Source organism: Paraburkholderia sacchari, from assembly GCF_000785435.2.
Classification (GTDB): domain Bacteria; phylum Pseudomonadota; class Gammaproteobacteria; order Burkholderiales; family Burkholderiaceae; genus Paraburkholderia; species Paraburkholderia sacchari.
In genome coordinates, this window is the sequence record NZ_JTDB02000006.1 from 376,704 (window position 1) to 398,679 (window position 21,976).

Consider the following 21,976-nt stretch of genomic DNA (forward strand, 5'->3'; position numbering starts at 1 on the left):
CCTTGTAGTGAAGCAGTAATGAGGCGTGCATGGCGCCGGCCTCGTTGCGCCCGCTTTTTCTGGAATCAACGGACTTTCACGAGAAAATAAATGAAGAGACACCACATTGCTGCACTGCTGACGCTCCAGTCGCTGGGCGCAGGCGCTTTCGCCCAGTCATCGGTAACGATCTATGGCAGTGTCGATAATGGCATTAGCTACATCAACAATATCGGCGGCAAGTCCGTGGTGAAAATGGCGGACGGCATCAACAAGTCGAACGCGCTTGGCTTCCTCGGAACCGAGGACCTCGGTGGCGGCCTGCACGCGGTGTTCAAACTTGAAAACGGCTTTTCCCTGAACACTGGCGCGCTCGGCCAGGGCCTGATTTTTGGCAAGCAGGCGTATGTCGGTCTCGGAAAAACGGGCGTTGGCGATGTGCTTCTCGGCCGCCAGTACGACTACACGCTGCAGCTCGAAAAATACATGGTGCCGTACCTGAACACTGGGATCATGCTTTTCCAGAATGCAGACCTTGATCGTGCATCCGGTGAGCGGCTCAACAATGCGGTGCAGTTCAACAGCGCAAGCTTCGGAGGCCTGATCTTCGGCGCCATGTATTCATTCGGACAGAATGCCGGAACGTCCTCGACGAACATCGGGCGCGCCTATAGCGCAAATGTTCAGTATAGCTACGGCCCATTTCAGGCTGGCCTGGTCGTCACCGACATCAACAAGGTTCCGGTTCTGGCCGGATCGACGGGCGCGCCGACGTTGCTTGGGCTGCGGATGACGCCGTCGACCGTACTGCTGGTCGACAACCAGCGCATTCTCGGCGCGGCGGGCATGTACACGTTTGGCAACTGGCGCGCCTCGGCAATCTACACGAACACGAAGCTTCAGCTCAACGGACATTCCACGACTGACCAGGTCGTGCATCTGGGCGGCGACTATCATCCGCTGCCGGCTGTCGACCTCTCTGCCAAGGTGTCTTACGACAAACTTGACGAGTCCCACTGGTATTCGGTCAACCTTGCTGCCACCTACCTCCTGTCGAAGCGCACCGATATCTACCTCGAACTCGCGGGGCAAAAGGCAGGCGGCGCGACCGGCACGGTTGCTTCGATCGCCGCGATGGGTGCATCGTCGACAGACAAGCAATTCGTGTCCCGCGTTGGCCTGCGTCACTTCTTCTAAATTCTTGCGACCGGTATGCGGAACGCCATGCGGACTCTCAAGGCATGAACGTCCAAAAGACCCTGGACGCTGCCGTTCGAGATCACGCGCCTCCGGCCGTAATGGCCATTCAAGCGGCCGCACCATTCAAAGAACGGACCTTCGCGCCGTCTTGCCCTTCAACTCCAGTCGTCCATATCGTGCTTGATGGTATGCCGGTTTGCGATAAGCGTTTCGACGCTCGGCTCGTTGTTCATCGCGCGTTGAATGGCGAGTTTGGTCGCCTCATAGTTCGTTCGATACATGTCTTTCTTGTCGAGGTTCGTCTCCGTGGCACAGCGCGGATCGATCCATACGAGACTGACGATACATAGGTCGTTGGCCTGGTCTTTTGGCAAGATGCCCTCGATCAGGCAATCGACTACCGCATCCGCCGTAGCCGATTGCACGACGCCACCGAATAGTTCGATGGTCGCCATGTCCCTGAGCGTCACCTTGGGAACGACAATCGTAGCCGGGCGCACCATCTGATTGCAGGCGCGGATCGCAAACATGGCTGTGTGTCCCTTGCTCTGAGCCATCATGTTGGCGAAGGCATGACCGACGGGGCCGTCGACACGCCCGATCAGAATTTCGGGCATGGCGTCAGTCACCTGGCCTGGCGCTGCGAAGACAGTGGCTTCACCAGCACGGAACGTCAAATCGAGACTCGTCATCAATTTTCCCTACAGTTGGACATAGTGAATTTTCAGCATGCAAGGACGATGCCACTCGATTCGATGCGGTTGAGCGTGCATAGCGATGCGCAATATGTATCGTCTTCGTGACAAAGTGACAAACATGGATCCACAACCAGCGCTCGATCCTACCGTTTGCTACCAGGCGATTAAGATTGCGTTTTGGATTTGCCGCCGGCAACAACAATGCACGGAGGACACATGTTGAAAAGCGTGTTGTTTGCAGTTGTGCTGCTAACGCTTGGCGTGATCGGGCGTTGTGCGGCTGCGCAGCCCATGATCGAACTGACAATAGGCGGCAAGACCCAGTCGTTTAGCCAAGGAGCGTTGCTGGCGCGTCCGGATGCTGCCGAGATTCACGTTCCGCGAGATGTCGCCTACGGTACTTCGATGACTTACCACGCGGTGCCGCTGGCCGACCTGCTCGACAGTACGGCGTTACCTGCGAACAGTGTGCTCGAGGCACGCGCGACCGACGGCTTCGCTGCGCAACTGCCGATGGACCTCGTGCGCAGCCGTGATCCTGCGACAGCCGTCGCATGGCTCGCGGTCGAGGACCCGGCGCAGCCATGGCCGAAGTTGCCGGGCAAGCCGGTCAGCGCGGGACCGTTCTATCTGGTCTGGGTCGGCAGGGAAGCGGCATCCGTGCGCAGCGAACAGTGGCCTTACCAGATCGCGCAACTTGCCACGCAACCCTCTCCATCCGCGCGCTGGCCGATGCTCGCCGTCGACCCGGCATTGCCGGCGACCGATCCGATCCGCGCCGGCCAAAGCCTGTTCATCACTCAGTGTCTCGCGTGTCATCGGCTCAACCACGCGGGCAGCGCAGACACCGGCCCCGACCTGAACGTGCCGATGAATCCGGTCGAGTACTTCCAGCCAGCTGCATTGCGCCGCTACATTCGCAATCCAGCATCGGTTCGAAACTGGCCCGGCCGGACCATGCCCGCTTTCTCGCAGGACCAGTTGAGCGATCGCGAGATCGATCTGATCGTCGCTTATCTTGCATACATGGCGCACCGGAAGGCTGAACGGTAAGGCATAGCTTCCATTGCAATCCAACGCCATCTTCCGAAGCGATTGCAGTGCTGGAGACAAACTGTGTCAAACGCAAGTACCAGCAACGTGCGGCGCAGTGGTTTGGTGTCTCTGTCAGCCCAGATGGCCAAGTCCAGTTCGGCGTCTGGACCTCCCATGGGAAACCTCTGATGAAATGGAGCGGCTCACAGCTGATATGAAGCCGGCATCTAAAGTGCGCGATGCTTTGGCGCAATATTCACGTAAAGTCAGTCGTCAGAAATTCGGTCGGAACGACCCGTGCCACTGCGGCAGTGGGCGCAAGTACAAGAAGTGCTGCTTGAGCTAGCCCGGAGCGTCGGGTTATGCGCCGTTGCCTATCTCAGCCCATCAACGTAGTTCTCGACGAGGGGGAAGTCACGACTTGGAGGATGACAACAAGCTGGCCCGCACGGTGAATAGCATCGCGCCTTAAAGGGAGGCTTGCAAAGCAGACGTTGCTCAACGAAACGGAATGACCGCATCGGTTCGGTTTATATCTTTCGCGTATGTGCGGCGTCGCACACTGTGTCCAGCAAGTTTCGGCCGTGATCCATTGAGTTAGCCTAGTATTGGGGTCTCGTGGCTTAGCCCGACGGCATTGACGATGCGAAGAATCCATGCCGGCAAATGGGCGACGACCTGCCGCGGTGTCGGGGCTCCCACCTCGCAGAGATGGCGTGCCACGAGTCGGCATCGCCAACCTCGAAGGGACATTCGCCATGAAATTTATTATTCAATGGAGCGGTGAGCCGGCAATGCAGCAGGCTGCGATTGAGCGCTTCATGAAAACAGGTGGTCGGCCACCTGACAACATCACGATGTTGGGACGCTGGCATGCAGGGGGCGAGTTTAGGGGCGTTGCAATCGTTGAAGCGCCGGACGCCAGCGCGGTCGCGGCGATGGTGATGGAATGGAGTGACATTTTCACTTTCAGAATAGCGCCCGCACTAACTGACGAAGAGCTCGGCGCTGTTATTGGTGCTCGACAGGGGGCGGCAAACTAAAAATCCGCAAGTGTCGGATGGCTGGACCTGAAGCGCGTCGGGGGGCGCGCTCAGGATATGTTCATGTCATGCCTTGCCGTCGATCGGATGTATCGGTGCCTGGAGGTCATCCATGGAAACCCGTAAAGCGACGGCATACCCGGCGATGTTTGCAAGGCAGTCGGGCGCTTACGACTGGTAGATTTCCAACATCTGATCTCACTTGTGGCATCGCGCCAGCTGTGGCTCGACGACGTCGAACTGATGTCGTGCCCGTGCCGCGCGGCCGACTTAAGCCATGAGCCGCATTCGGACTCGATGCATGTATGGGTTGAGTCAGCCGATTTAGATGGGGCGGAGCCGTGACTACCCACAAGCTGAGGGTTCGCACACTCGCGTTCTGCGTGGCCCTCGCGTTACTGGGCTGCGGCGCGGCATTGGCAGACGAAGTCAAGGTCATGATGTCGGGTTGGTTTACGCCTGCGTATCGCGAACTGGGCACGCAATTCGAAGAGGCGACCGGCCGTACACTTGTTACCGTCTGGGGGCCGGCCGTGGGCACCGCTGTTAATGCCATTCCCGTGCGGCTCGCGCGTGGCGAGTGGGCAGACGTCCTGATCGTGGTCAGCTATGCGCTCGACGATCAGATTAAAGCCGGCACGGTGGTGCCTGGCAGCAAGGTGGACTTCGCACGCGCACCAATCGGCGTGGCGGTTCGCGAGGGTGCGCCGATACCAGATATCAGCTCTGCCGACGCATTGCGCCGCACACTGCTTGCAGCGAAGTCGATCGTCTATCCGGACAGCGCGACTGGAGTTTATATCGGCAGCGAACTGTTCTCGCGTCTCGGCATTGAGGGGCGTCTGAAGAGCAAGAGCCGCATGGTTCCGGACGAGCGGGTCGCCGCTGCCGTCGCGAACGGCGAAGCCGAACTCGGGCTCCAGCAGGTCGTGGCACTGTTGCCGGTGAAGGGGGTGACGGTGGTCGGCAGTTTGCCCGCGGAAGTACAAAGCTACACGGTGTTCTCCGGGGGCATCGCCACCGCTGCGAAAAATCCAGTCGGCGCGGAGGCGCTGATCCGTTTTCTGTCGTCGCCGGAGGCAGCGCCGGCGATTGCGAGGAGCGGGCTCGAACCGCTCAAAGCGGCGCCCGCGAACTGAGCCAGGCAGTAGCGCTGCCGACAAGCCTGCACCGAAGGGGCTGACATCATACGATGGTCATCCTCGCAACGCTTCTCGAGAGTCCCCATATGAAACGTAGGTAAGCGTACGGCGATCGCCTACACTTGCTTAGGACCTTCGAGTCCCAGCGTCGTACACCGTTACGCAATGCCAAGGAAACGGGATCCCCTGCTGGCACTCGATTCGCGCTCGCCCCGCGCACCGCTACCCCCAACGGTGAAACTGCGCGTGGTGCGCCCACTCAGGTCGCGCTAACGAAAAGATCAGCGAGGCAATCGATGAGAGTGAACCAGCCAGCGCGCATGGAGTTGCCCGGGCAAGTCGTACTCGTCTTTCAGGGTGGTGGCGCGTTGGGCGCGTATCAGCTTGGTGTCTACCAGGCGATGGACGAAGCGGGCATACAGCCGGACTGGGTAATCGGCACCTCCATTGGCGCGATCAACGCGGCCTTGATCGCGGGGAATCCACCGGAGCGCCGTTATCGACGGCTGGCGGAATTCTGGAACCAGGTGACCGACCAAACCCGCCTGGACGTGCCTGCCGCCTGGCCTGGCTGGGACAAAATCTTTTCAAAGTGGATGATCATCGGCGGTGGCATCGAGGGATTCTTCCAGCCCAATCCGGCATCCTGGCTCGGGCCGCTCGCCAGGCTCGGCGTGGATCGAGCGTCGTATTACCTGATTGCGCCGTTGCGCGATACGCTTTGTTCGCTGGTCGACTTCGATCTGCTGAACGCCGGTAATCCGCGACTGACCGTGGGAGCAGTTCACGCCTGCACGGGCGCGATGCGCTACTTCGACTCGCGCGACCAACGGCTGAATGCCTCGCACATCATGAGCTCGGGCGCGCTGCCGCCCGCGTTCCCGGCCGTGCGGATAGACGGAGAACCGTATTGGGACGGCGGCGTCTATTCCAACACCCCGGTCGAGGTGGTGCTGGATGACAAGCCCCGCAAGAGTTCGGTCATCTTCTCGGTACAGGTGTGGAACCCGATCGGCCCTGAGCCGGAAAGCATATGGCAGATCTCGGAGCGGCAAAAGGACATCCAGTACGCCAGTCGCACCGACAGTCACATCGCGCGTCAGCAGCAGATACACCGTCTGCGCCATGTGATCCGAGAACTGGTTAATCGCTTGCCGGAAGCCGAGCGCACTTCATCTGAAGTCCAGGCGCTTGCCGCCTGGGGGTGCCAGACCACCATGCGCATGATCAAGCTTGCTGCGCCCCGCCTGGAAGGGGACGACCAGTTGAAGGATATCGATTTCACCCCAGCCGGCATTGCTTCCCGACAGCGCGCGGGCTATGAAGCAGCAATGCGGGCCATTGCCGCGCGCCCGTGGGAGGCACCGATGGACCCAGTAGAAGGACTGACCGTCTACAACGCGGACGAATACATAACGGGTGAAAGACGCGTTTGACGCCTGCTTCAGCAGGCTGCTGAGACTCTTCAGGGAAATACCCGTTGCCAGCCATGACGAATGACCGCTTGCCCGTGCAAGGAGCTGTCGACCTGTCGGTATGTCGACCATAAGCAGGGTATTGAAGCTGGCGAAGACCGCAGCCCCGGTCACCACCTTGCCCTGGATTCCGGAGAATCCGGAGCTCAGCGACGAAACCCGGACAATTGGGATTGCCTGTTTCGCAGGCCGCCTAACGAACGATCAGGAGCGTTGATCGATTTCTGCTCATGTTTAACCCGGAGGTGGTGCCACTCAACTCGTTCTGATCACCCGCCCGACCAACCCGATGAGCCAGTCAAGGCCAGCGTCGCCTTGTTGCGCGGTATTCCACAAAGCGCTGACCTGATGCATAGGGGTGCTGAACGGCAACGGACTGACGCGTAGTCCCAAACTGCGGCTCCATGTGCTGGCGATGTAGTCGGGGACCGTAGCCAGGACGGGATTGTCGCGCGCAATGAAAGGTTGCGCGGCGAAGTACGGGTTGGAGAACGCCACGCGCCGTTGCTTGCCCTGCGTCTCCAGCCACTCGTCGATGAATCCTCGAGGCTCTCCGTTGAACGACGTGAGCAAATGCGGATACGCTAGAAACTCGCGCATGCTAAGCGCCTTGTCACGCGTCCGTACCAGCTTTGGGTTGTAGATGCAGACCATGCGCCAGTCCAACAGAGTGCGCTGTTGTTGCCATTGAGCACGATGATTGAAAACGCCTAGTGCGACCTCGATTTCATTGCGCTCAAACATGCCGGAGACACGGTGGCAGTCCGTATCGAGGGTGATGAGCTTGACGCCCGGTGCCTCAACGGCAAGCGTCTTCAACAAAGATGGAAATAACGTTATCGAAATCGACTCAGAAACACCTACCCGGAACGTCCGCGTCGCGTGTTGCGGATCAAACGGTTGTTGAGCCCGCATAGCCTGATGCAGGCCATGAAGCAGCATTTCTATCTGCTGCGACAACTCCAGAGCACGCGGCGTCGGCTCCATGCCCACGCGGCTACGCACGAATAATTCGTCGCCGAAAGCGGCGCGCAGTCGCTTCAGCGCACCGCTCACTGCGGGCTGCCCAAGAAACAAACGTTCCGCAGCACGTGTGACGTGGCGTTCCTGCATGAGGGCACGGAAAACCAGCAGCAGATTGAGATCGAAGCGGCGAAGATCATGCTCGATGATGGAGGCCATTACGATAAACGATTGGAGTGATAGTTGAGTTCGCATGCACGATAGCACCCCTGACCGCATCGACGGCGCGAATCTGCTAAAGCGCAATGAGCAGCACGAGCGTAGAACGGTCGTGATACCTGGTGGCTCTTCCGGCACCGCATTGTTAGCCGTCGGGCGCCTGGCCTGAGCCTGCTCCAAGTGCCAAAGTGCGGTCGGTGTCCGGCTACGCAGACAGTACGAGGACGCCTCATTGAGGCGCCGCTCTTCCTGTTTCCACTCCTCAGTCAAGTGCCGCGGCAATCCCGCAGCGGCTTCCATCGAAAGGTAAATAATGAGCAAGCAGATCTTCATCAACCTGCCCGTGACGGACCTGGAGCGATCAATCGCGTTCTATGAAGCTGTTGGCGCGACCAGGAATTCCGCATTCAGTGACGCTACCGCAGCGTGCATGGTGTTTTCCGATACGATTTACGTGATGCTTCTCACACACGACAAGTGGCGCCAATTCACGAACAAGCGGATAGTCGACGCGCACGTCGACGCGCAGGTGCTGCTGTGTCTTTCTGCGAGTGGCCGCGAAGAGGTGTCAAGCCTGGTCGACAAGGCGACTGATGCCGGCGGTAAGGGAGACCCGACGCCGGTTCAGGACTTCGGCTTCATGTATGGCCGCAGCTTCGAAGATCCGGACGGTCATATTTGGGAAGTGATATGGATGGACATGAGCGCCGCCCCTCCGCACGGCTAAATATTCCTCCCATGCAACAGGCACGGAGACGCCCCCTTCAGAGTAAAGGCTGTCTCCGTGGATCTCCAGGCGGAAGCGGATGCCGCAATGCGACGCGTCGACTGGCCGCTCAGGCAGGGTACGGACGTTCGAGATTGAAGTGCTGGAAGCGGCGGCAAACGCAACTTAGCACCTACGGTTGGGGGAGCGAGACTGATCTGGGACCGTGTGCCGCTTCGAACGTCCTATGACGGCTCGATAGCTGCCGGTCATGGCGGCAAGGCGCTTGACGGAATTGGGTCGGCATGACCCATTCACGATCCTGAACACCGCCACCCGCCGCCCAGATGTCAGGCGAAAACGAAGTACTTGCGCACCGTCTCCACCACCTCCCAAGTCCCCTTCATGCCGGGTTCAATCACGAACACATCACCCGCCTTCAGATGCACCGGCTCCTCGCCTTCCGGCGTGATGATGCAGTAGCCGTCGAGAAAGTGGCAGAACTCCCATTTCTCGTAGTTCACCTCGAACTTGCCCGGTGTGCAGATCCAGGTGCCCATGATCTTGCTGCCGTCCTTGGAAAGGTAAGCGTTGAGGTTCACCGTGTGCGGGTCGCCGCCGATGCGCTTCCACTTGGTGGCGTCAACGACCGGAGTCGGGCAGGTTTCGCGCAAAACGGTAATGAAATCGGACATGTCAGCTCCAAATGATCGGATAAGAGGTCCATCACCTTAGTTCAAAAGCGTCATTGGGGCTTGTACGCTTCCGACACCGACTCATCTATTTTCGACACCGACTCCCTTGCCAACCTGAGCAACGGGCGCGAGTTCGACCGGTTTCTCGCGCGCTCACCTGAGACCGCCACCATCGAGGACCTACGGCGCTATCTTCCGTTACGCGTTCACGCCTTCTTTCTCTGCCAGCAGTTTCTTCAGGCCATTGACGAACGACTCGCAATCGACCGTCTCATTCCAGGCTTCCCATTTGTCCTTGGTGGCAAACTCCGCGTCGCGGTCGAGCTTGGCGCGCTTCTCCTCCGACCAGAAGATCCCATCATAGCCATAGTCCGCCGCCTTTTTCATGGCTGCGATTTCGTCGTCCTAACGCCTTTCATAGGTGCGTCGCGCGCTCGACGGCCGGGATTCGAGCGTAGAAAGATCGTCCTTCGTCAGCGACTGGAACAGCTTCTCCCGGACCGACGATGCGACCGATGGGTTCTGCGATAGCAATACGCGCGCTTCGATGCTCCCGTTCGCGCGCAGCTCATGCTGCCCTACAACGGCTAGCGAAGGATTGGATGCAAGCGCTCGCAAAACGACCTCTTCTTTCGTGGCGAGAAGTCGAGCCTGAGTTTTTTCGCTGATGACCGGGTTGGACGCAAGCGACGTGCGCACCTTGCTCGTGCTCACCCCAAAATGAAGGTCACCCGTGAACAGTTCCCGTAACGCTGGGCTTAACGACACATTCGACGCGAGCGCGACGACATGCGCGCTACCCACGCTTGCGCAGCGGATCGAGCAAGCTCCTCAGGCCGTTATGGTCCAACTCCTGCATCAGCGCGAGCAGCCGGCCGATTTCGCCCGGCGGAAACCCTTCGCGAGCGAACCAATTGAGGTAATGCCCGGGCAGATCGGCGATGAGCCGTCCTTTGTATTTGCCAAAGGGCATGGCCAGGGTGACGAGACGTTCAAGGTCTAGAGCTTGCATGATGATCATATTGTGCACGGCTTTTTGTTGCCGCATGCGGCGACTAACCTGTGCGCAATTATCGGCTTATCCAGCCGTTGCCTGGCGCTGGCGAGGCTCAAGCCGCGCCGCCTCCACCCGTTCGCGCAGCACAGGCATCGCGAAATCCAGAAACGCGCGCAGCTTGAGTGGCAGCGGCGCTTGCCCACCGTGCACGAGACTGACGGGCCACGGCGGCGGCTCGAACGCTTCGAGCACCACGGCAAGCCGCTTCTCGCGCACCGCCTGCGCGACCTGATACGAAAGCACGCGCGTGAGTCCCACACCTTGCAGCGCGGCGTCGATCGCGGCCTCGGCGGTGTTCACCGCGAGCCGCGCGCGCACCGGCTGCACGACATCGCCCTTGCCTGCGCGGAACGTCCACGTGCGGCCTTCGACACCCTCGAACGTCACGCAGTGGTGCCGCGCCAATTCGCCTGGCGCAGCCGGCACACCGTGCTCGGCCAGATACGCGGGGCTCGCGCACACGACGCGGCGAATGGTGCCTACGCCCACCGCCACGAGTGCGCTATCGGGCAGCGCGCCGATTCGCACGGTGGCGTCCACGTGCTCTTCCATCAAATTGACCACGCGGTCCGCCAGCATGAGGCGCACGTCGATCTCGGGATACTGCGCGAGGAACGCATTGACGACGGGCAGCACGTGCAGCCGCCCGAACACCACAGGCGCCGAGAGCGCAAGCGTGCCTCTGGCCGTGATGTATTCGCCGGTTGCCGCGCGTTCGGCCTCGCCCACCTCTTCCAGGATGCGCCGGCAGGCCGCCACGTAAGACGCCCCGGCCTCGGTCAAGGTGAGCTGCCGCGTCGTGCGTTTGAGCAACCGCGTCTTGAGATGCGCTTCGAGGTCGTTGACCTTGCGGCTGACCGTGGCCAGCGGCATGTTCAAACGCCGCGCCGCTGCGGAAAGGCTGCCGGCCTCGACCACGGCGACGAGCACGGACATCGCATCGAGCCGGTCCATGACGTTCTCGCTATTCGGGAGGATAAACATGAATATTGCCGGATCCTCTCCGAACGTGCGAATTGGGGGACGCGATTTTGGGGACGCGATTTTTGGTTCGTATAACAAGAAAGCCGGCAAACCAGGTTTGCCGGCTTTCGAGGCCAGAGACCTGTGGCGAGAGCTTAGCTTGCCGATGCTGCTGCAGCTTGCGGCGTGATCACGAGGTTCAGGCCGTTTTGCTTCGTAATCGTCAGGGTGACTGCCGACGGGGTCTTGTTGGCGCCAGCGCCAGCCGTAACGACCTGCAGATTCGACAGCTGTTCACGTTGAATCAGTTGCATGAGCAACCTCCATGAGTTTGTGCGTGTGTTGAGAGAACGCTCCCCACTTAGGGATGGAGCGGCGAAAAGCTTACGGCCAATCCGTCGCCGGACGAGCTGTCTCGATTTGAAGTTTCGTGAAGAGGCTTGAGCCCTTGATCTGCGTCACCCGACAAGCGGGCCATTACACGGCGGCGCCATACAGAAGCTGGAGAAATTACCAATAGTACGATCGTTCTATTTTGGTTAAGCTACGACTTTCCTTGTTCGCCGGGCTATTTGCCATGTCGCTGATCTTCTCTCGCCGTGACCTGAATTTCCTGCTCTACGAATGGCTCGACGTCGAGCGCCTCACGCGCATTGCGCGCTACGCCGACCATTCGCGCGAAACCTTCGATGCGGCGCTCGAGACTTGCGAGAAGATTGCCACCGACCTGTTCGCGCCTCACAACAAGAAGAACGATCAGCACGAGCCGCACTTCGACGGCGAAACCGTCACCATCATCTCCGAGGTAAAAACCGCGCTGAAAGCGTTCAGCGCAGCGGGCCTGATGGCCGCGGGCCAGGACTACGAAAACGGCGGCATGCAATTGCCGCTGGTGGTCGAGAAAGCGGGATTCGCGTGGTTCAAAGCCGCAAACGTGGGCACGAGCGCGTATCCGTTCCTCACCATCGGCAACGCCAATCTGCTGCTCGCGCACGGCAGCGCAAAGCAGATCGAGACCTTCGTGAAGCCCGAACTCGAAGGCCGCTACTTCGGCACCATGTGCCTTTCCGAACCGCAGGCGGGCTCGTCGCTTTCCGATGTGGCCACGCGCGCCGACTTCGAATGCGACTCGCCGCTGGGCGCCCAATATCGGCTGCGCGGCAACAAGATGTGGATTTCGGGCGGCGAGCACGAGCTCTCCGAGAACATCGTCCACCTCGTGCTCGCGAAGATTCCGGGCCCGGACGGCAAGCTCATTGCCGGCGTGAAAGGTCTCTCGCTCTTCATCGTGCCGAAATATCTCGTGAACGAAGACGGTTCGCGCGGCGAACACAACGATGTCGTGCTCGCGGGCCTCAATCACAAGATGGGTTATCGCGGCACGACCAACTGCCTGCTCAATTTCGGCGAGGGCACGAAATACGCGCCGGGCGGGCGCGCGGGCGCCATCGGCTATCTCGTGGGCGAGCCGCACCAGGGCCTCGCGTATATGTTCCATATGATGAACGAGGCGCGCATTGGCGTGGGTCTCGGGGCAACCATGCTCGGCTACACCGGCTATCTGCATGCGCTCGACTACGCCCGCAATCGTCCGCAGGGGCGCAGCGTGGGCGCGGCGGGCAAGGACCCGGCGTCGCCACAAATCAGGCTGATCGAGCACGCCGACGTGCGCCGCATGCTGCTCGCGCAAAAGAGCTATGTGGAAGGCGCGCTCGCGCTCAATCTCTGGTGCGCGCAACTCGTGGACGAAGCGCGCGCCGCTAACGACGCCGAGCGCGAACCGCTCACGCTGCTGCTCGACCTGCTCACGCCGATTGCGAAGAGCTGGCCCTCGCAGTGGTGTCTCGCCGCCAATGATCTCGCGATCCAGGTGCACGGCGGTTATGGCTACACGCGCGAATACAACGTCGAGCAGTTCTACCGCGACAACCGCCTCAATCCGATACACGAAGGCACACACGGCATTCAGGGCCTCGACCTGCTGGGCCGCAAGGTCACGATCAAGAACGGCGCGGCGTTGAAGCTATTCATGCAACGTGTGCAGGCGACGACGGACCGCGCACTGTCGAACGGCGACAAGCAGGATGCCGCGCATGCGCGCTCGCTTGAAGCGGCGCTGAAGCGCCTTGTCGACGTCACGCAAACGCTCTGGTCGGCGGGCGACCCGAGCGTCACGCTCGCCAATGCGTCGGTGTATCTGGAAGCGTTCGGGCATGTGGTGGTGGCGTGGATCTGGCTCGAGCAGGCGCTCGCCGCGCGCACGGCCTTGGCGCGCACAAGCGGCACAAGCGGCACAAGCGGCACAAGCGGCACAAGCGGCACAAGCGACGATGAGGCCAGCTTCTATCGCGGCAAGCTCGCCGCCGCTGAATACTTCTTCGCATGGGAGCTGCCAAAGACGGGCGCGCAGTTCGACTTGCTCGCCTCGCTCGACCGCACGACGCTCGACATGCAGGATGCGTGGTTCTAACAGAGACAGCCCCTGCTCACGCCGCGCCATCGTGGCAGCAAACGCAGAGCTTATTGCCCTCGGGGTCGCGGAAATACGCGCCGTAATAGTTTGGGTGATAGTGAGGACGAAGCCCCGGCGCGCCTTCGTCGGTACCGCCATGCGCGAGCGCCAGGGCATGAACCGCGTCGACGACATCGCGCGAGGCGGCAAGCAGCGCCGTCATGTTGCCGTTGCCGCATTGCGCGGGCTTGCCGTCGAACGTGCCGCCAACGATGAAAAGCGGCCGCGCCACGCCCGGAGTCATCCAGCCCGCCCACGGGTGCTCGCGCTCGCAAAACTTCAGCGCGTGCCCGAGCGCCGCCATGATCGGCGAATAAAAGGCGAAGGCGCGTTCGAAGTCGTTCACGCCAATATAGATATGCGAAATCATCGTGGGCTCTCCCATTGCGGTATGCGTGTGACTTCGAGCAAGGCGGCCATCGATCGGCTGACGCCAGCCCGATGCCCATTATGCCCGCGCAGCAAAAGACCCCGCGCCGCTGCGCCTGCCGCGCCACGACCGCGCATTCGTCGGCTATAATGCGCGGGTCTTAGGGGAGTAGTCTGCGTCACGCGCAATGCGTGTCGCGCCGCCGTCAACATAATTGGCACGCTGTGCCATGGCGCCGGCAGCCGTTCTTCGGCCTGACGAGACCTATGACGTCATCCCTCACACCCGGGCTGGGCGGGGGGATTGCGTCATTGGTCCGTCCGTCCAGCCCGAGGAATGCCGTTTCCCATGCACCGCTTTTCACGCAGCCACGCGCGCCTGAACACAAGCAATCGCACACACACTCGCACGACGGAGCGTTCGTCATGATCTGGACGTTCGCCCTGCTCATTGCCGCCGCCGGCATTATCTATCTATCCTGCGAAACCTTCGTCAATGCCGTCGAGTGGCTCGGTCAGAAGCTCAAGGTTACACAGACGGCCACGGGCACGATCCTCGCCGCGTTCGGCACGGCGCTGCCCGAAAGCGTGGTCACGCTCGTGGCCGTTGCGTTCGGCACCGATGCGGCCCACAAGGAAATCGGCATTGGCGCGGCCATTGGCGGACCGCTCGCGCTCAGCACTGTCGCCTATGCGGTGGTGGGCGTCGCGTTGCTGGCGACGGTCGCGCGCGCGGGCCGCGCACGCGCCGGCACCGTTGACGCCGATACGCGCCGTCTGCGCCGCGACCAGCTCTGGTTCCTCGCGATCTTCGTGGTGAAAATCGGGCTCGGGCTCGTGGTGTTCAGCTTCAAGCCCATCCTCGGCATTGCATTTCTGGCGGCCTACGCGCTCTATTGCTGGAAGGAGCTGAGCGACGATAGCGACGCGATCGAAGACGTGGGGCTCGAGCCGCTCAAGCTGCGCCCGCGCGATGCGGACCCGTCGCTGTTCTGGGTCCTGCTCCAGACCCTGGGCGCGCTGGTCGTGATCTTCTTCGCCTCGCACCTGTTCGTGCAGCAGATTGGCAAAGTGGGACCCTGGCTCGGACTGAGCCCGCAATTGACGGCGCTGCTCTTCAGCCCGATCGCCACCGAGCTGCCGGAAATCATGAACGCGATCATCTGGGTGCGCCAGGGCAAGGAGAGGCTCGCGCTTGCGAACATCAGCGGCGCGATGATGATTCAGGCCACTATTCCCACCGCCTTCGGCTTGTTCTTCACGCCTTGGCACCTTGGTGCGCCGTCGATTCTTGCCGCGGTCACGACGATGCTCGCCATCCTGTTCCTGCAGTGGGCGTTCCGCGCGCCGCAAGTGCATAGCCGCCAGCTTACGCATGTGGGCTGGCTCTATGCGGTGTTCGCGGCCATGCTGTGGGTGATTCCGACGTAATTGGCTTGCGGCGGTTGCGCAATTCGTTGTGAAACCGCCGCCCCGCGACCTTCAATGCGTCGCGTGCAAATACAAATACAGCGACGAAGCCGCCACGCCGCCCAATAGCGGCCCGAGCACGGGAATCCACGCATAGCGCCAGTCGCTGTCACGCTTGCCCGGAATCGGCAGCAGCGCATGCATGATGCGCGGCGAGAGATCGCGCGCCGGGCTCATGGCGTAGCCCGTGGGACCGCCCAGCGAAATGCCGATACCGAGCACGAGCAAGCCGACCGGCAACGCATCGAGCGCGCCCAGGCCCACCTGCGGCGAGGCCAGATACAGCACACCGAGGATCAGCACGAAGGTACAGATGGCTTCGGTCATCACGTTGTGCCGCACGCTGCGGATCGCAGGCGCGGTGCAGAATACGGCGAGCTTGAGATCGGCGTCGGCTTCGTTCGCGAAGTGCTGGCGATAGGCGAGCCACACGAGGAACGCGCCCGCCATGCCGCCGAGCATCTGGGCGACGATATAGCCGCCCACCTTCGACCATGCGAACTTGCCCGCGACCGCGAGGCTGATCGTCACGATCGGGTTCAGATGCGCGCCGCTGTACGATGCGGTCACATAAACGGCCACAAATACGGCCATCGCCCAGCCAATCACGATGACGATGAGGTCGGCGCCCTTGCCCTTGGTCTTCGCGAGCAGCACGTTGGCAACCGCGCCGTTGCCCAGCAGCACGAGAATCGCCGTGCCAATGAATTCAGCAATGTAGGGTGACATTCTGATTTTTTCTTCAGGATTCCGAAGCGGGCACACGAGACCAGCGCAATGCTGGCTGCGCGGCCCGTCGGTGAATGGTTGCGTTGACTCGTCCGAGTTCTTTTGCTGACGTCGTCGCGGTGTTACTGCGAGTCGTCGGCCCATGCCTTGGCGGCGCGCACCGCGCGCTGCCAGCCCGCGCGACAGGCGTCCACCTGCGATGCCGGCATGGCTGGCGAGAATCGCTTGTCCACGTGCCACTGGCTCTGCAGCTCGCTCACGCTTTTCCAATAGCCGATGGCCAGGCCCGCGAGATACGCGGCGCCCAGCGCCGTGGTTTCGGTAATCCGCGGACGCACCGCGTCCACGCCCAGCAGGTCCGCCTGGAACTGCATGAGCAGGTTGTTCGCGCTCGCGCCGCCGTCCACGCGCAGCTCACCCACGCTGATGCCCGAATCGGCCTCCATGGCGGCGAGCACATCGAGCGATTGATACGCGATCGAATCGAGCGCGGCGCGCGCGACGTGCGCCGAGGTCGTGCCGCGCGTCACGCCGAAGAGCGAGCCGCGCGCTCGCGCGTTCCAGTGCGGCGCGCCCAGGCCGGCGAAGGCGGGCACGAGATACACGCCGTCCGTGTGCGGCACGCTCGCGGCAAGCGCCTCGACTTCCGCCGCGCTCTTGATGACGCCCATGCCATCGCGCAGCCATTGCACCACCGCACCCGCGATGAAGATGCTGCCTTCGAGCGCGTAGTTCACCTCGTCGCCAATCTGCCAGGCAATGGTCGTCACGAGATTGTTCTTCGACTCGATGGGCTTCGCGCCCGTGTTCATCATGAGGAAGCAGCCCGTGCCGTAGGTGTTCTTCACCATGCCCGAGGCCGTGCACATCTGGCCGAACAACGCTGCCTGCTGGTCGCCCGCAATGCCCGCGAGCGGAATCTTCGACGCGAACACCGTGGTTTTGGTCGGACCATATATTTCGGATGACGAACGAACTTCAGGAAGCATGCTGCGCGGAATATCGAGCGCGTCGAGCAGCTCGTCGTCCCATTTGCGCGTGTGGATGTTGAAAAGCATCGTGCGCGAGGCATTGGTCACGTCGGTCACGTGCAGCTCGTGCTTCGTGAAGTTCCAGACGAGCCAGCTGTCGACGGTGCCAAACGCGAGCTTGCCCTGCCGTGCCTTTTCGCGCGCGCCTTCCACGTTGTCGAGAATCCAGCGGATCTTGGTGGCCGAGAAGTACGCGTCGATCGGCAAACCGGTTTTCGCGCGCACCATGGATTCGAGGCCGCGTGCCTTGAGCTGGTCGCAAAATTCGGCCGTGCGGCGGTCCTGCCAGACGATCGCGTTATAGACGGGATGACCGGTCTCGCGGTCCCAGACGATGGTGGTTTCACGCTGGTTCGTGATGCCGATGGCGTTGATATTGGTGCCGTTCAGGCCCACGCGCGTGACCGCTTCGGCGGCCACGCCCGCCTGCGTCGACCAGATTTCCTGCGGATCGTGCTCGACCCAGCCCGGACGCGGATAAATCTGCTCGAACTCCTTCTGGGCCATCGAGACGATATGGCCCTGCCGGTCGAACAGCATCGCACGCGAACTCGTGGTGCCCTGGTCGAGCGCAAGAATGTACTGTTGGTCCTGCATGTCTCTTATCTCCATCCGTGAGTAGTTGTGATTCAGGCCGCGATGTGTGGCGCGCGGCTCGCGGCAAACCATGCTTCAAGCGCCGCCGTGACCGCCTCCAGCGTGCCCGGCGCCACGTGCAAGCCAAGTTTCGAGCGACGCCACAGTACGTCGTCGGCGCAGGTCGCCCACTCGGTATCGCGCAGATAGCGCAATTCGGCCTCGTAGATGCCGGGGGCAATTTGCGGCCCCAGCTCTGCAAGCGACGCAGCCGTGCCGATCAGGCGCTCGGCACGCGTGCCATAAGCGCGCGCATAGCGCAGCGCGAGCGGGGCGGGCAGCCACGCATGGCGGCGCGCGAAAGCCTCGGCGAACGGCGCGAAACGCGCGTTCGCGATGTCGCCGCCCGGCAGCGCCTCGCCCGCGGTCCAGCCAGGCGCATCGCTGCCGAGCACGCGGCACAGCATATCGCCGGCCTCTTCGGCGAGCTTGCGAAACGTGGTGATCTTGCCGCCGAACACGGAGAGCAGCGGCGCGCCTTCGGCGTCGTCCATCTCCAGACGATAGTCGCGCGTAACCGCCGACGCATTCTTCGCGCCCTCCTCCTCGAGCAGCGGCCGCACGCCCGAGTAAGTCCAGTGCACGTCGGCAGGCGAGATCTTGCGCTTGAAATAGCGGTTGATGGACTCGCACAGATAGCGCGTTTCGTCGCCGTCGATCGAAACCCTGGCGGGATCGCTGCGATATTCCACGTCGGTCGTGCCGATCAGCGTGAAGTCGTGTTCATAGGGAATCGCGAAGATGATGCGCTTGTCCGGATTCTGGAAAATATAGGCGTGGTCGTGATCGAACAGGCGCTTCGTCACGATATGACTGCCCTTCACGAGGCGCACGCTGTGTTGCGCACCGCGCCCGAGCGCGCCGCGCAGCACCTCGCCCACCCACGGACCCGCCGCGTTGGCCACCGCACGCGCGCGCACGTCGAAGGTGCTGCCATCGGGGCGGCGCAAGGTCGCGAGCCATTCTCCATTCACGCGCTGCGCAGAAACGAGCTTGGTGCGCGTGAGAATCCGCGCGCCGCGCTCCTGGGCGTCGAGCGCGTTGAGCACGACCAGACGCGCATCGTCCACCCAGCCGTCCGAGTAGACGAAGCCGCGCCGGATGGTGTCGATGAGCGGCGAGCCCGCCGCGTGGCGGCGCATGTCGATTCCGCGCGAGCCTGGCAGCAGCTCACGTTTGGCGAGGTGATCGTAGAGAAAGAGCCCGATGCGGATGAGCCATGCGGGGCGCAGGTTGGGCATGTGCGGCATCACGAAGCGCAACGGCCACATGATGTGCGGCGCCGAGCGCAACAGCGTCTCGCGCTCCTGCAACGCCTTGCGCACGAGGCCGAACTCGCGGTACTCGAGGTAGCGCAGTCCACCGTGGATCAGCTTTGTGCTTGCTGACGAGGTGTGCGAGGCCAGGTCGTCCTGCTCGCAAAGGAGCACGGACAGCCCGCGTCCGGCCGCGTCGCGCGCGATGCCCGCGCCATTGATCCCGCCACCCACGACGAGCAGATCGTAGCGATTCTGTTGACTCACCTGCGTTTCCTGATAGTTCCGGCAAACCCGGCGGTTCTGATTCTGGTTGGTGCCCCAAAAGCGCCTTTCAGAAGCGAACCCAAAATGTTCGAATTCGAAATTTAACGAACAAAATCGAAAAAGTAAAGTTCGCTTTTGGCGAGCCATGAGCGAGCTTCGGAAATGAGGCGAGCAAAGGACAATCCCGGAGAAATCCCGGGAGAAATAGCCACATTTCGGGCACAGGAAAGCGCCGGATCAGGTATCTGGGGGCAAGTTTGACCAAGCGCGAAAATTTTCGAACGATGTTCGTATTGTTTTCGTTTCGGCGCGTGCTGGCGCCGCGCCGCGGCCTACGCCTGGTCAGCGACGTACACGGCCGTTCCCGCCTGGGCCACGGTCTCGTTCATTTCGGCGGGCAGCGGCTTGTCGGTGAAAAGCGCGTGAATCTGGCTTAGATGCCCCTGGCGCACGAGCGCGGGCCGGCCGACTTTCGAATGATCCGTCACCAGATAAACGGTGCGCGCGTGCTCGATGATCGCTTCGGCCACGCGCACCTCGCGCGTGTCGAAGTCGCGCAGCGTGCCGTCGGTCTCGATCGCCGAGGTGCCGATAATCGCGTAATCGACCTTGAACTGGCGAATGAAGTCGATGGTCAGCTCGCCCACGATGCCCTTGTCCCACGGCCGCACGATGCCGCCCGTAATGAGCACTTCGCATTCCGGATAGCCGCTCATCATGCTCGCCACGTTCAGATTGTTCGTGATGACGCGCAAGCCGCGATGGCGGTTGAGCGCACGCGCGACCTCCTCGGTCGTGGTGCCGAGGTTGATGAAGAGCGAGGCCTGGTCGGGGATGTGCGAGGCCGCGAGTGCGCCGATGCGCCGCTTCTCCTCGTGGAACATCTGTTGCCGCGCGCCGTAGGAGACGTTTTCCGCGCTCGTGGGCAAGCTCGCGCCGCCGTGGTAGCGGCGCAGGAGGTTCATGTCGGCGAGCCAGTTGATGTCGCGGCGGATGGTCTGCGGCGTGACGCCGAAGTGCGCGGCGAAATCGTCGACGGTCACGAAGCCGTCGCGCTGCACCCATTCGAGCAACTCCTGCTGACGCGCGTTCAGGGTGAGGCGGGGGTCTCGTGTCATGGTCTCGTGATGGATGCGAATGGGGACCGGCAGTATTGTAAGGGAGTCGGGCCAGGCATTCTGCGGGTCAGCAGGTGTGTGTCAACATCCGCTCCCGGGTAAATACGGGGTAAATACCGAGAAAATCGCTTTCAGCCAGAAAGCAATCAGAAGGCCACGCTTTCTTATACTTCCACCCATTCCGGCAAGCCGCCGGTCACGAGGAGTCACGCAGTCATGCTTTCCGGCGCCCAGCATCTCGGCCGCGCTCTGTTGCTTTGCATCGCGCTCGGCGCCGCCCCGGTGGCGCATGGCGAGCCGATCCGGCTGATGATGGGTGGCATGACCAAGATCGTCTATCTGCCGGCGGTGCTCGCCTCGCAGCTGGGCTACTTCAAGGACGAAGGGATCGACGTCCAGGTGGTCTCGGGTCCGGCGGGCATCGACACCTCCACGGAGCTGATCGCCGGCGCGATCGAAGGCGCGGTGGGCTTCTACGACCACACGCTCGACCTGCAAAGCCGCGGCCAGGATGTGCTCTCGGTGGTGGTGCTGCAGCGCGCGGCGGGGCTCGCCGAGCTCGCATCGGTGCGTACGGCAGGCGGCCGGGAACTGGCTGGCGCAGCCGTCATGAAAACGACGGCATCGAACACAACGACGAACGCCACGGCAAACACGGCGACGATGAAAGTGGCGCGCGGCAAGCGCCTCGGCGTAACCGGATTCGGCGCCTCCACGTGGATGCTCACGCGTTTCCTGCTCGCCCGTGCGGGCGTGGCAGCCGGCGATTACACCGTCGTGCCGCTCGCGTCCGACACGCGCTTTGTCGAAGCCTTCGAGCAAGGCACGATCGACGCGGGCATGGTTGAGGAACCTGCGGCCACGCGCCTCCTGACGAGTGGCGCGGCCTCGGTGGTGGTCGACATGCGCAGCGTCGAGGACACGCAGCGCTGGCTCGGCGGCCCGTATGCGGGCGCGTGCCTCTATCTGCGGCGCAGCTGGATGCTCGCGCACCGGAAAGAGACCGGGAAGATGGCGCAAGCGCTCACGCGTGCGCTGCGCTTCATCGGCACGCATTCGGCTGAGCAGATCGCCGCCGTGCTGCCGCCCGAGATCATCGGCAACGATCGCGCGGGTTATGTGCGCGCGCTTGCCTCGGCCCAGGGCGCGTTTTCGAAGGATGGCCTGATGCCCGACGGCGCTCCGCAAACCGTGCTGAAGGTGCTGATGACGGCAGGTACGGGATTGACGGCCCGGCATGTCGATCTGTCGAAGACCTATACGAACGAGTTCGTAAAAGGCATGCCGTAATCGGGCGCTGCCGTTCGCCAACAACAATCGCTTTATTTTCAACCGCGTTTTCAACCCCGAATTACGCCACACGGCGAGCAGCACGACGGCCCACGCGGCCGCCGGGTGATGCGCTCGTCCAAC

Annotated in this window: 23 protein-coding genes and 1 riboswitch; of the genes, 10 read left to right on the forward strand and 13 right to left on the reverse strand. The window is 61.9% G+C overall.

Annotated features, from left to right (window positions below):
- Positions 1 to 90 precede the first annotated feature (90 nt).
- On the forward strand, positions 91 to 1,176 hold the full coding sequence (locus NH14_RS22070) for a porin (RefSeq protein WP_052148135.1): 1,086 nt from the start codon (positions 91 to 93) through the stop codon (positions 1,174 to 1,176).
- A 158-nt stretch (positions 1,177 to 1,334) separates the two neighbouring features.
- Here NH14_RS22070 and fae read toward each other — a convergent pair whose 3' ends face one another.
- Positions 1,335 to 1,871, reverse strand: coding sequence for a formaldehyde-activating enzyme (fae, locus tag NH14_RS22075; protein ID WP_035528440.1), 537 nt, complete (start codon positions 1,869 to 1,871; stop codon positions 1,335 to 1,337).
- Positions 1,872 to 2,093: 222 nt separating this feature from the next.
- On the opposite strand from fae, the gene NH14_RS22080 reads away from it, so the two are divergent.
- The 5 genes from NH14_RS22080 to NH14_RS22100 all read left to right on the forward strand — a co-directional run bounded on the left by NH14_RS22080 (position 2,094) and on the right by NH14_RS22100 (position 6,533).
- Entirely contained in the window at positions 2,094 to 2,930 is an 837-nt protein-coding gene (locus tag NH14_RS22080) for a cytochrome c (RefSeq protein ID WP_035528438.1), read from the forward strand.
- A gap of 196 nt (positions 2,931 to 3,126) precedes the next feature.
- Positions 3,127 to 3,258, forward strand: a complete 132-nt coding sequence (locus NH14_RS34145) for an SEC-C metal-binding domain-containing protein (RefSeq protein WP_407947174.1) — start codon at positions 3,127 to 3,129, stop codon at positions 3,256 to 3,258.
- A gap of 412 nt (positions 3,259 to 3,670) precedes the next feature.
- Positions 3,671 to 3,955, forward strand: coding sequence for a DUF3303 domain-containing protein (locus tag NH14_RS22090; RefSeq protein ID WP_035528435.1), 285 nt, complete (start codon positions 3,671 to 3,673; stop codon positions 3,953 to 3,955).
- 341 nt (positions 3,956 to 4,296) lie between these two features.
- A complete protein-coding gene (locus tag NH14_RS22095; RefSeq protein ID WP_152617174.1) occupies positions 4,297 to 5,094 on the forward strand; it encodes a molybdate ABC transporter substrate-binding protein in 798 nt (265 codons plus the stop codon).
- Between the two features lie 299 nt (positions 5,095 to 5,393).
- Positions 5,394 to 6,533, forward strand: coding sequence for a patatin-like phospholipase family protein (locus NH14_RS22100; RefSeq protein ID WP_035528432.1), 1,140 nt, complete (start codon positions 5,394 to 5,396; stop codon positions 6,531 to 6,533).
- Positions 6,534 to 6,827: 294 nt separating this feature from the next.
- Here the strand turns inward: NH14_RS22100 and NH14_RS22105 are convergent, their stop codons facing one another.
- Positions 6,828 to 7,754 (reverse strand): LysR family transcriptional regulator, encoded by a 927-nt coding sequence (locus NH14_RS22105; RefSeq protein WP_035528430.1) that lies wholly within the window; start codon positions 7,752 to 7,754, stop codon positions 6,828 to 6,830.
- 313 nt (positions 7,755 to 8,067) lie between these two features.
- On the opposite strand from NH14_RS22105, the gene NH14_RS22110 reads away from it, so the two are divergent.
- Positions 8,068 to 8,481, forward strand: a complete 414-nt coding sequence (locus NH14_RS22110) for a VOC family protein (protein WP_035528427.1) — start codon at positions 8,068 to 8,070, stop codon at positions 8,479 to 8,481.
- A 329-nt stretch (positions 8,482 to 8,810) separates the two neighbouring features.
- Here the strand turns inward: NH14_RS22110 and NH14_RS22115 are convergent, their stop codons facing one another.
- The 6 genes from NH14_RS22115 to NH14_RS22140 form a co-directional block, all read right to left on the reverse strand.
- A complete protein-coding gene (locus NH14_RS22115; protein WP_035528424.1) occupies positions 8,811 to 9,155 on the reverse strand; it encodes a cupin domain-containing protein in 345 nt (114 codons plus the stop codon).
- Positions 9,156 to 9,353: 198 nt separating this feature from the next.
- Positions 9,354 to 9,542, reverse strand: coding sequence for a hypothetical protein (locus NH14_RS22120; protein ID WP_035528423.1), 189 nt, complete (start codon positions 9,540 to 9,542; stop codon positions 9,354 to 9,356).
- A gap of 18 nt (positions 9,543 to 9,560) precedes the next feature.
- Positions 9,561 to 9,869: a hypothetical protein gene (locus NH14_RS22125; RefSeq protein ID WP_152617173.1), complete on the reverse strand. Its 309-nt coding sequence runs from the start codon at positions 9,867 to 9,869 to the stop codon at positions 9,561 to 9,563.
- 82 nt (positions 9,870 to 9,951) lie between these two features.
- Entirely contained in the window at positions 9,952 to 10,167 is a 216-nt protein-coding gene (locus tag NH14_RS22130) for a DUF3820 family protein (RefSeq protein ID WP_035528722.1), read from the reverse strand.
- 66 nt (positions 10,168 to 10,233) lie between these two features.
- Positions 10,234 to 11,166 (reverse strand): LysR family transcriptional regulator, encoded by a 933-nt coding sequence (locus NH14_RS22135; RefSeq protein ID WP_035528719.1) that lies wholly within the window; start codon positions 11,164 to 11,166, stop codon positions 10,234 to 10,236.
- 164 nt (positions 11,167 to 11,330) lie between these two features.
- Complete coding sequence (locus NH14_RS22140) at positions 11,331 to 11,489, reverse strand: hypothetical protein (protein ID WP_161790852.1); 159 nt, start codon at positions 11,487 to 11,489, stop codon at positions 11,331 to 11,333.
- A gap of 263 nt (positions 11,490 to 11,752) precedes the next feature.
- Here NH14_RS22140 and NH14_RS22145 point away from each other — a divergent pair, with 263 nt between their 5' ends.
- Entirely contained in the window at positions 11,753 to 13,645 is a 1,893-nt protein-coding gene (locus tag NH14_RS22145; protein ID WP_035528420.1) for an acyl-CoA dehydrogenase, read from the forward strand.
- 16 nt (positions 13,646 to 13,661) lie between these two features.
- Here NH14_RS22145 and NH14_RS22150 read toward each other — a convergent pair whose 3' ends face one another.
- Positions 13,662 to 14,057, reverse strand: a complete 396-nt coding sequence (locus NH14_RS22150) for a VOC family protein (protein ID WP_035528718.1) — start codon at positions 14,055 to 14,057, stop codon at positions 13,662 to 13,664.
- A 144-nt stretch (positions 14,058 to 14,201) separates the two neighbouring features.
- A riboswitch (yybP-ykoY riboswitch) is annotated at positions 14,202 to 14,386 on the forward strand.
- Between the two features lie 96 nt (positions 14,387 to 14,482).
- Here NH14_RS22150 and NH14_RS22155 point away from each other — a divergent pair.
- A complete protein-coding gene (locus NH14_RS22155) occupies positions 14,483 to 15,487 on the forward strand; it encodes a sodium:calcium antiporter (RefSeq protein ID WP_035528418.1) in 1,005 nt (334 codons plus the stop codon).
- 51 nt (positions 15,488 to 15,538) lie between these two features.
- Here NH14_RS22155 and NH14_RS22160 read toward each other — a convergent pair whose 3' ends face one another.
- From NH14_RS22160 to NH14_RS22175, 4 genes are all read right to left on the reverse strand, one after another.
- Complete coding sequence (locus NH14_RS22160; RefSeq protein ID WP_035528416.1) at positions 15,539 to 16,255, reverse strand: MIP/aquaporin family protein; 717 nt, start codon at positions 16,253 to 16,255, stop codon at positions 15,539 to 15,541.
- A gap of 122 nt (positions 16,256 to 16,377) precedes the next feature.
- A complete protein-coding gene (glpK, locus tag NH14_RS22165) occupies positions 16,378 to 17,883 on the reverse strand; it encodes a glycerol kinase GlpK (RefSeq protein ID WP_035528414.1) in 1,506 nt (501 codons plus the stop codon).
- A 32-nt stretch (positions 17,884 to 17,915) separates the two neighbouring features.
- Positions 17,916 to 19,445 (reverse strand): glycerol-3-phosphate dehydrogenase, encoded by a 1,530-nt coding sequence (glpD, locus tag NH14_RS22170; protein ID WP_035528412.1) that lies wholly within the window; start codon positions 19,443 to 19,445, stop codon positions 17,916 to 17,918.
- Between the two features lie 332 nt (positions 19,446 to 19,777).
- On the reverse strand, positions 19,778 to 20,563 hold the full coding sequence (locus tag NH14_RS22175; protein WP_035528410.1) for a DeoR/GlpR family DNA-binding transcription regulator: 786 nt from the start codon (positions 20,561 to 20,563) through the stop codon (positions 19,778 to 19,780).
- A gap of 216 nt (positions 20,564 to 20,779) precedes the next feature.
- On the opposite strand from NH14_RS22175, the gene NH14_RS22180 reads away from it, so the two are divergent.
- Positions 20,780 to 21,853, forward strand: coding sequence for an ABC transporter substrate-binding protein (locus NH14_RS22180; RefSeq protein ID WP_035528405.1), 1,074 nt, complete (start codon positions 20,780 to 20,782; stop codon positions 21,851 to 21,853).
- Positions 21,854 to 21,976 lie beyond the last annotated feature (123 nt).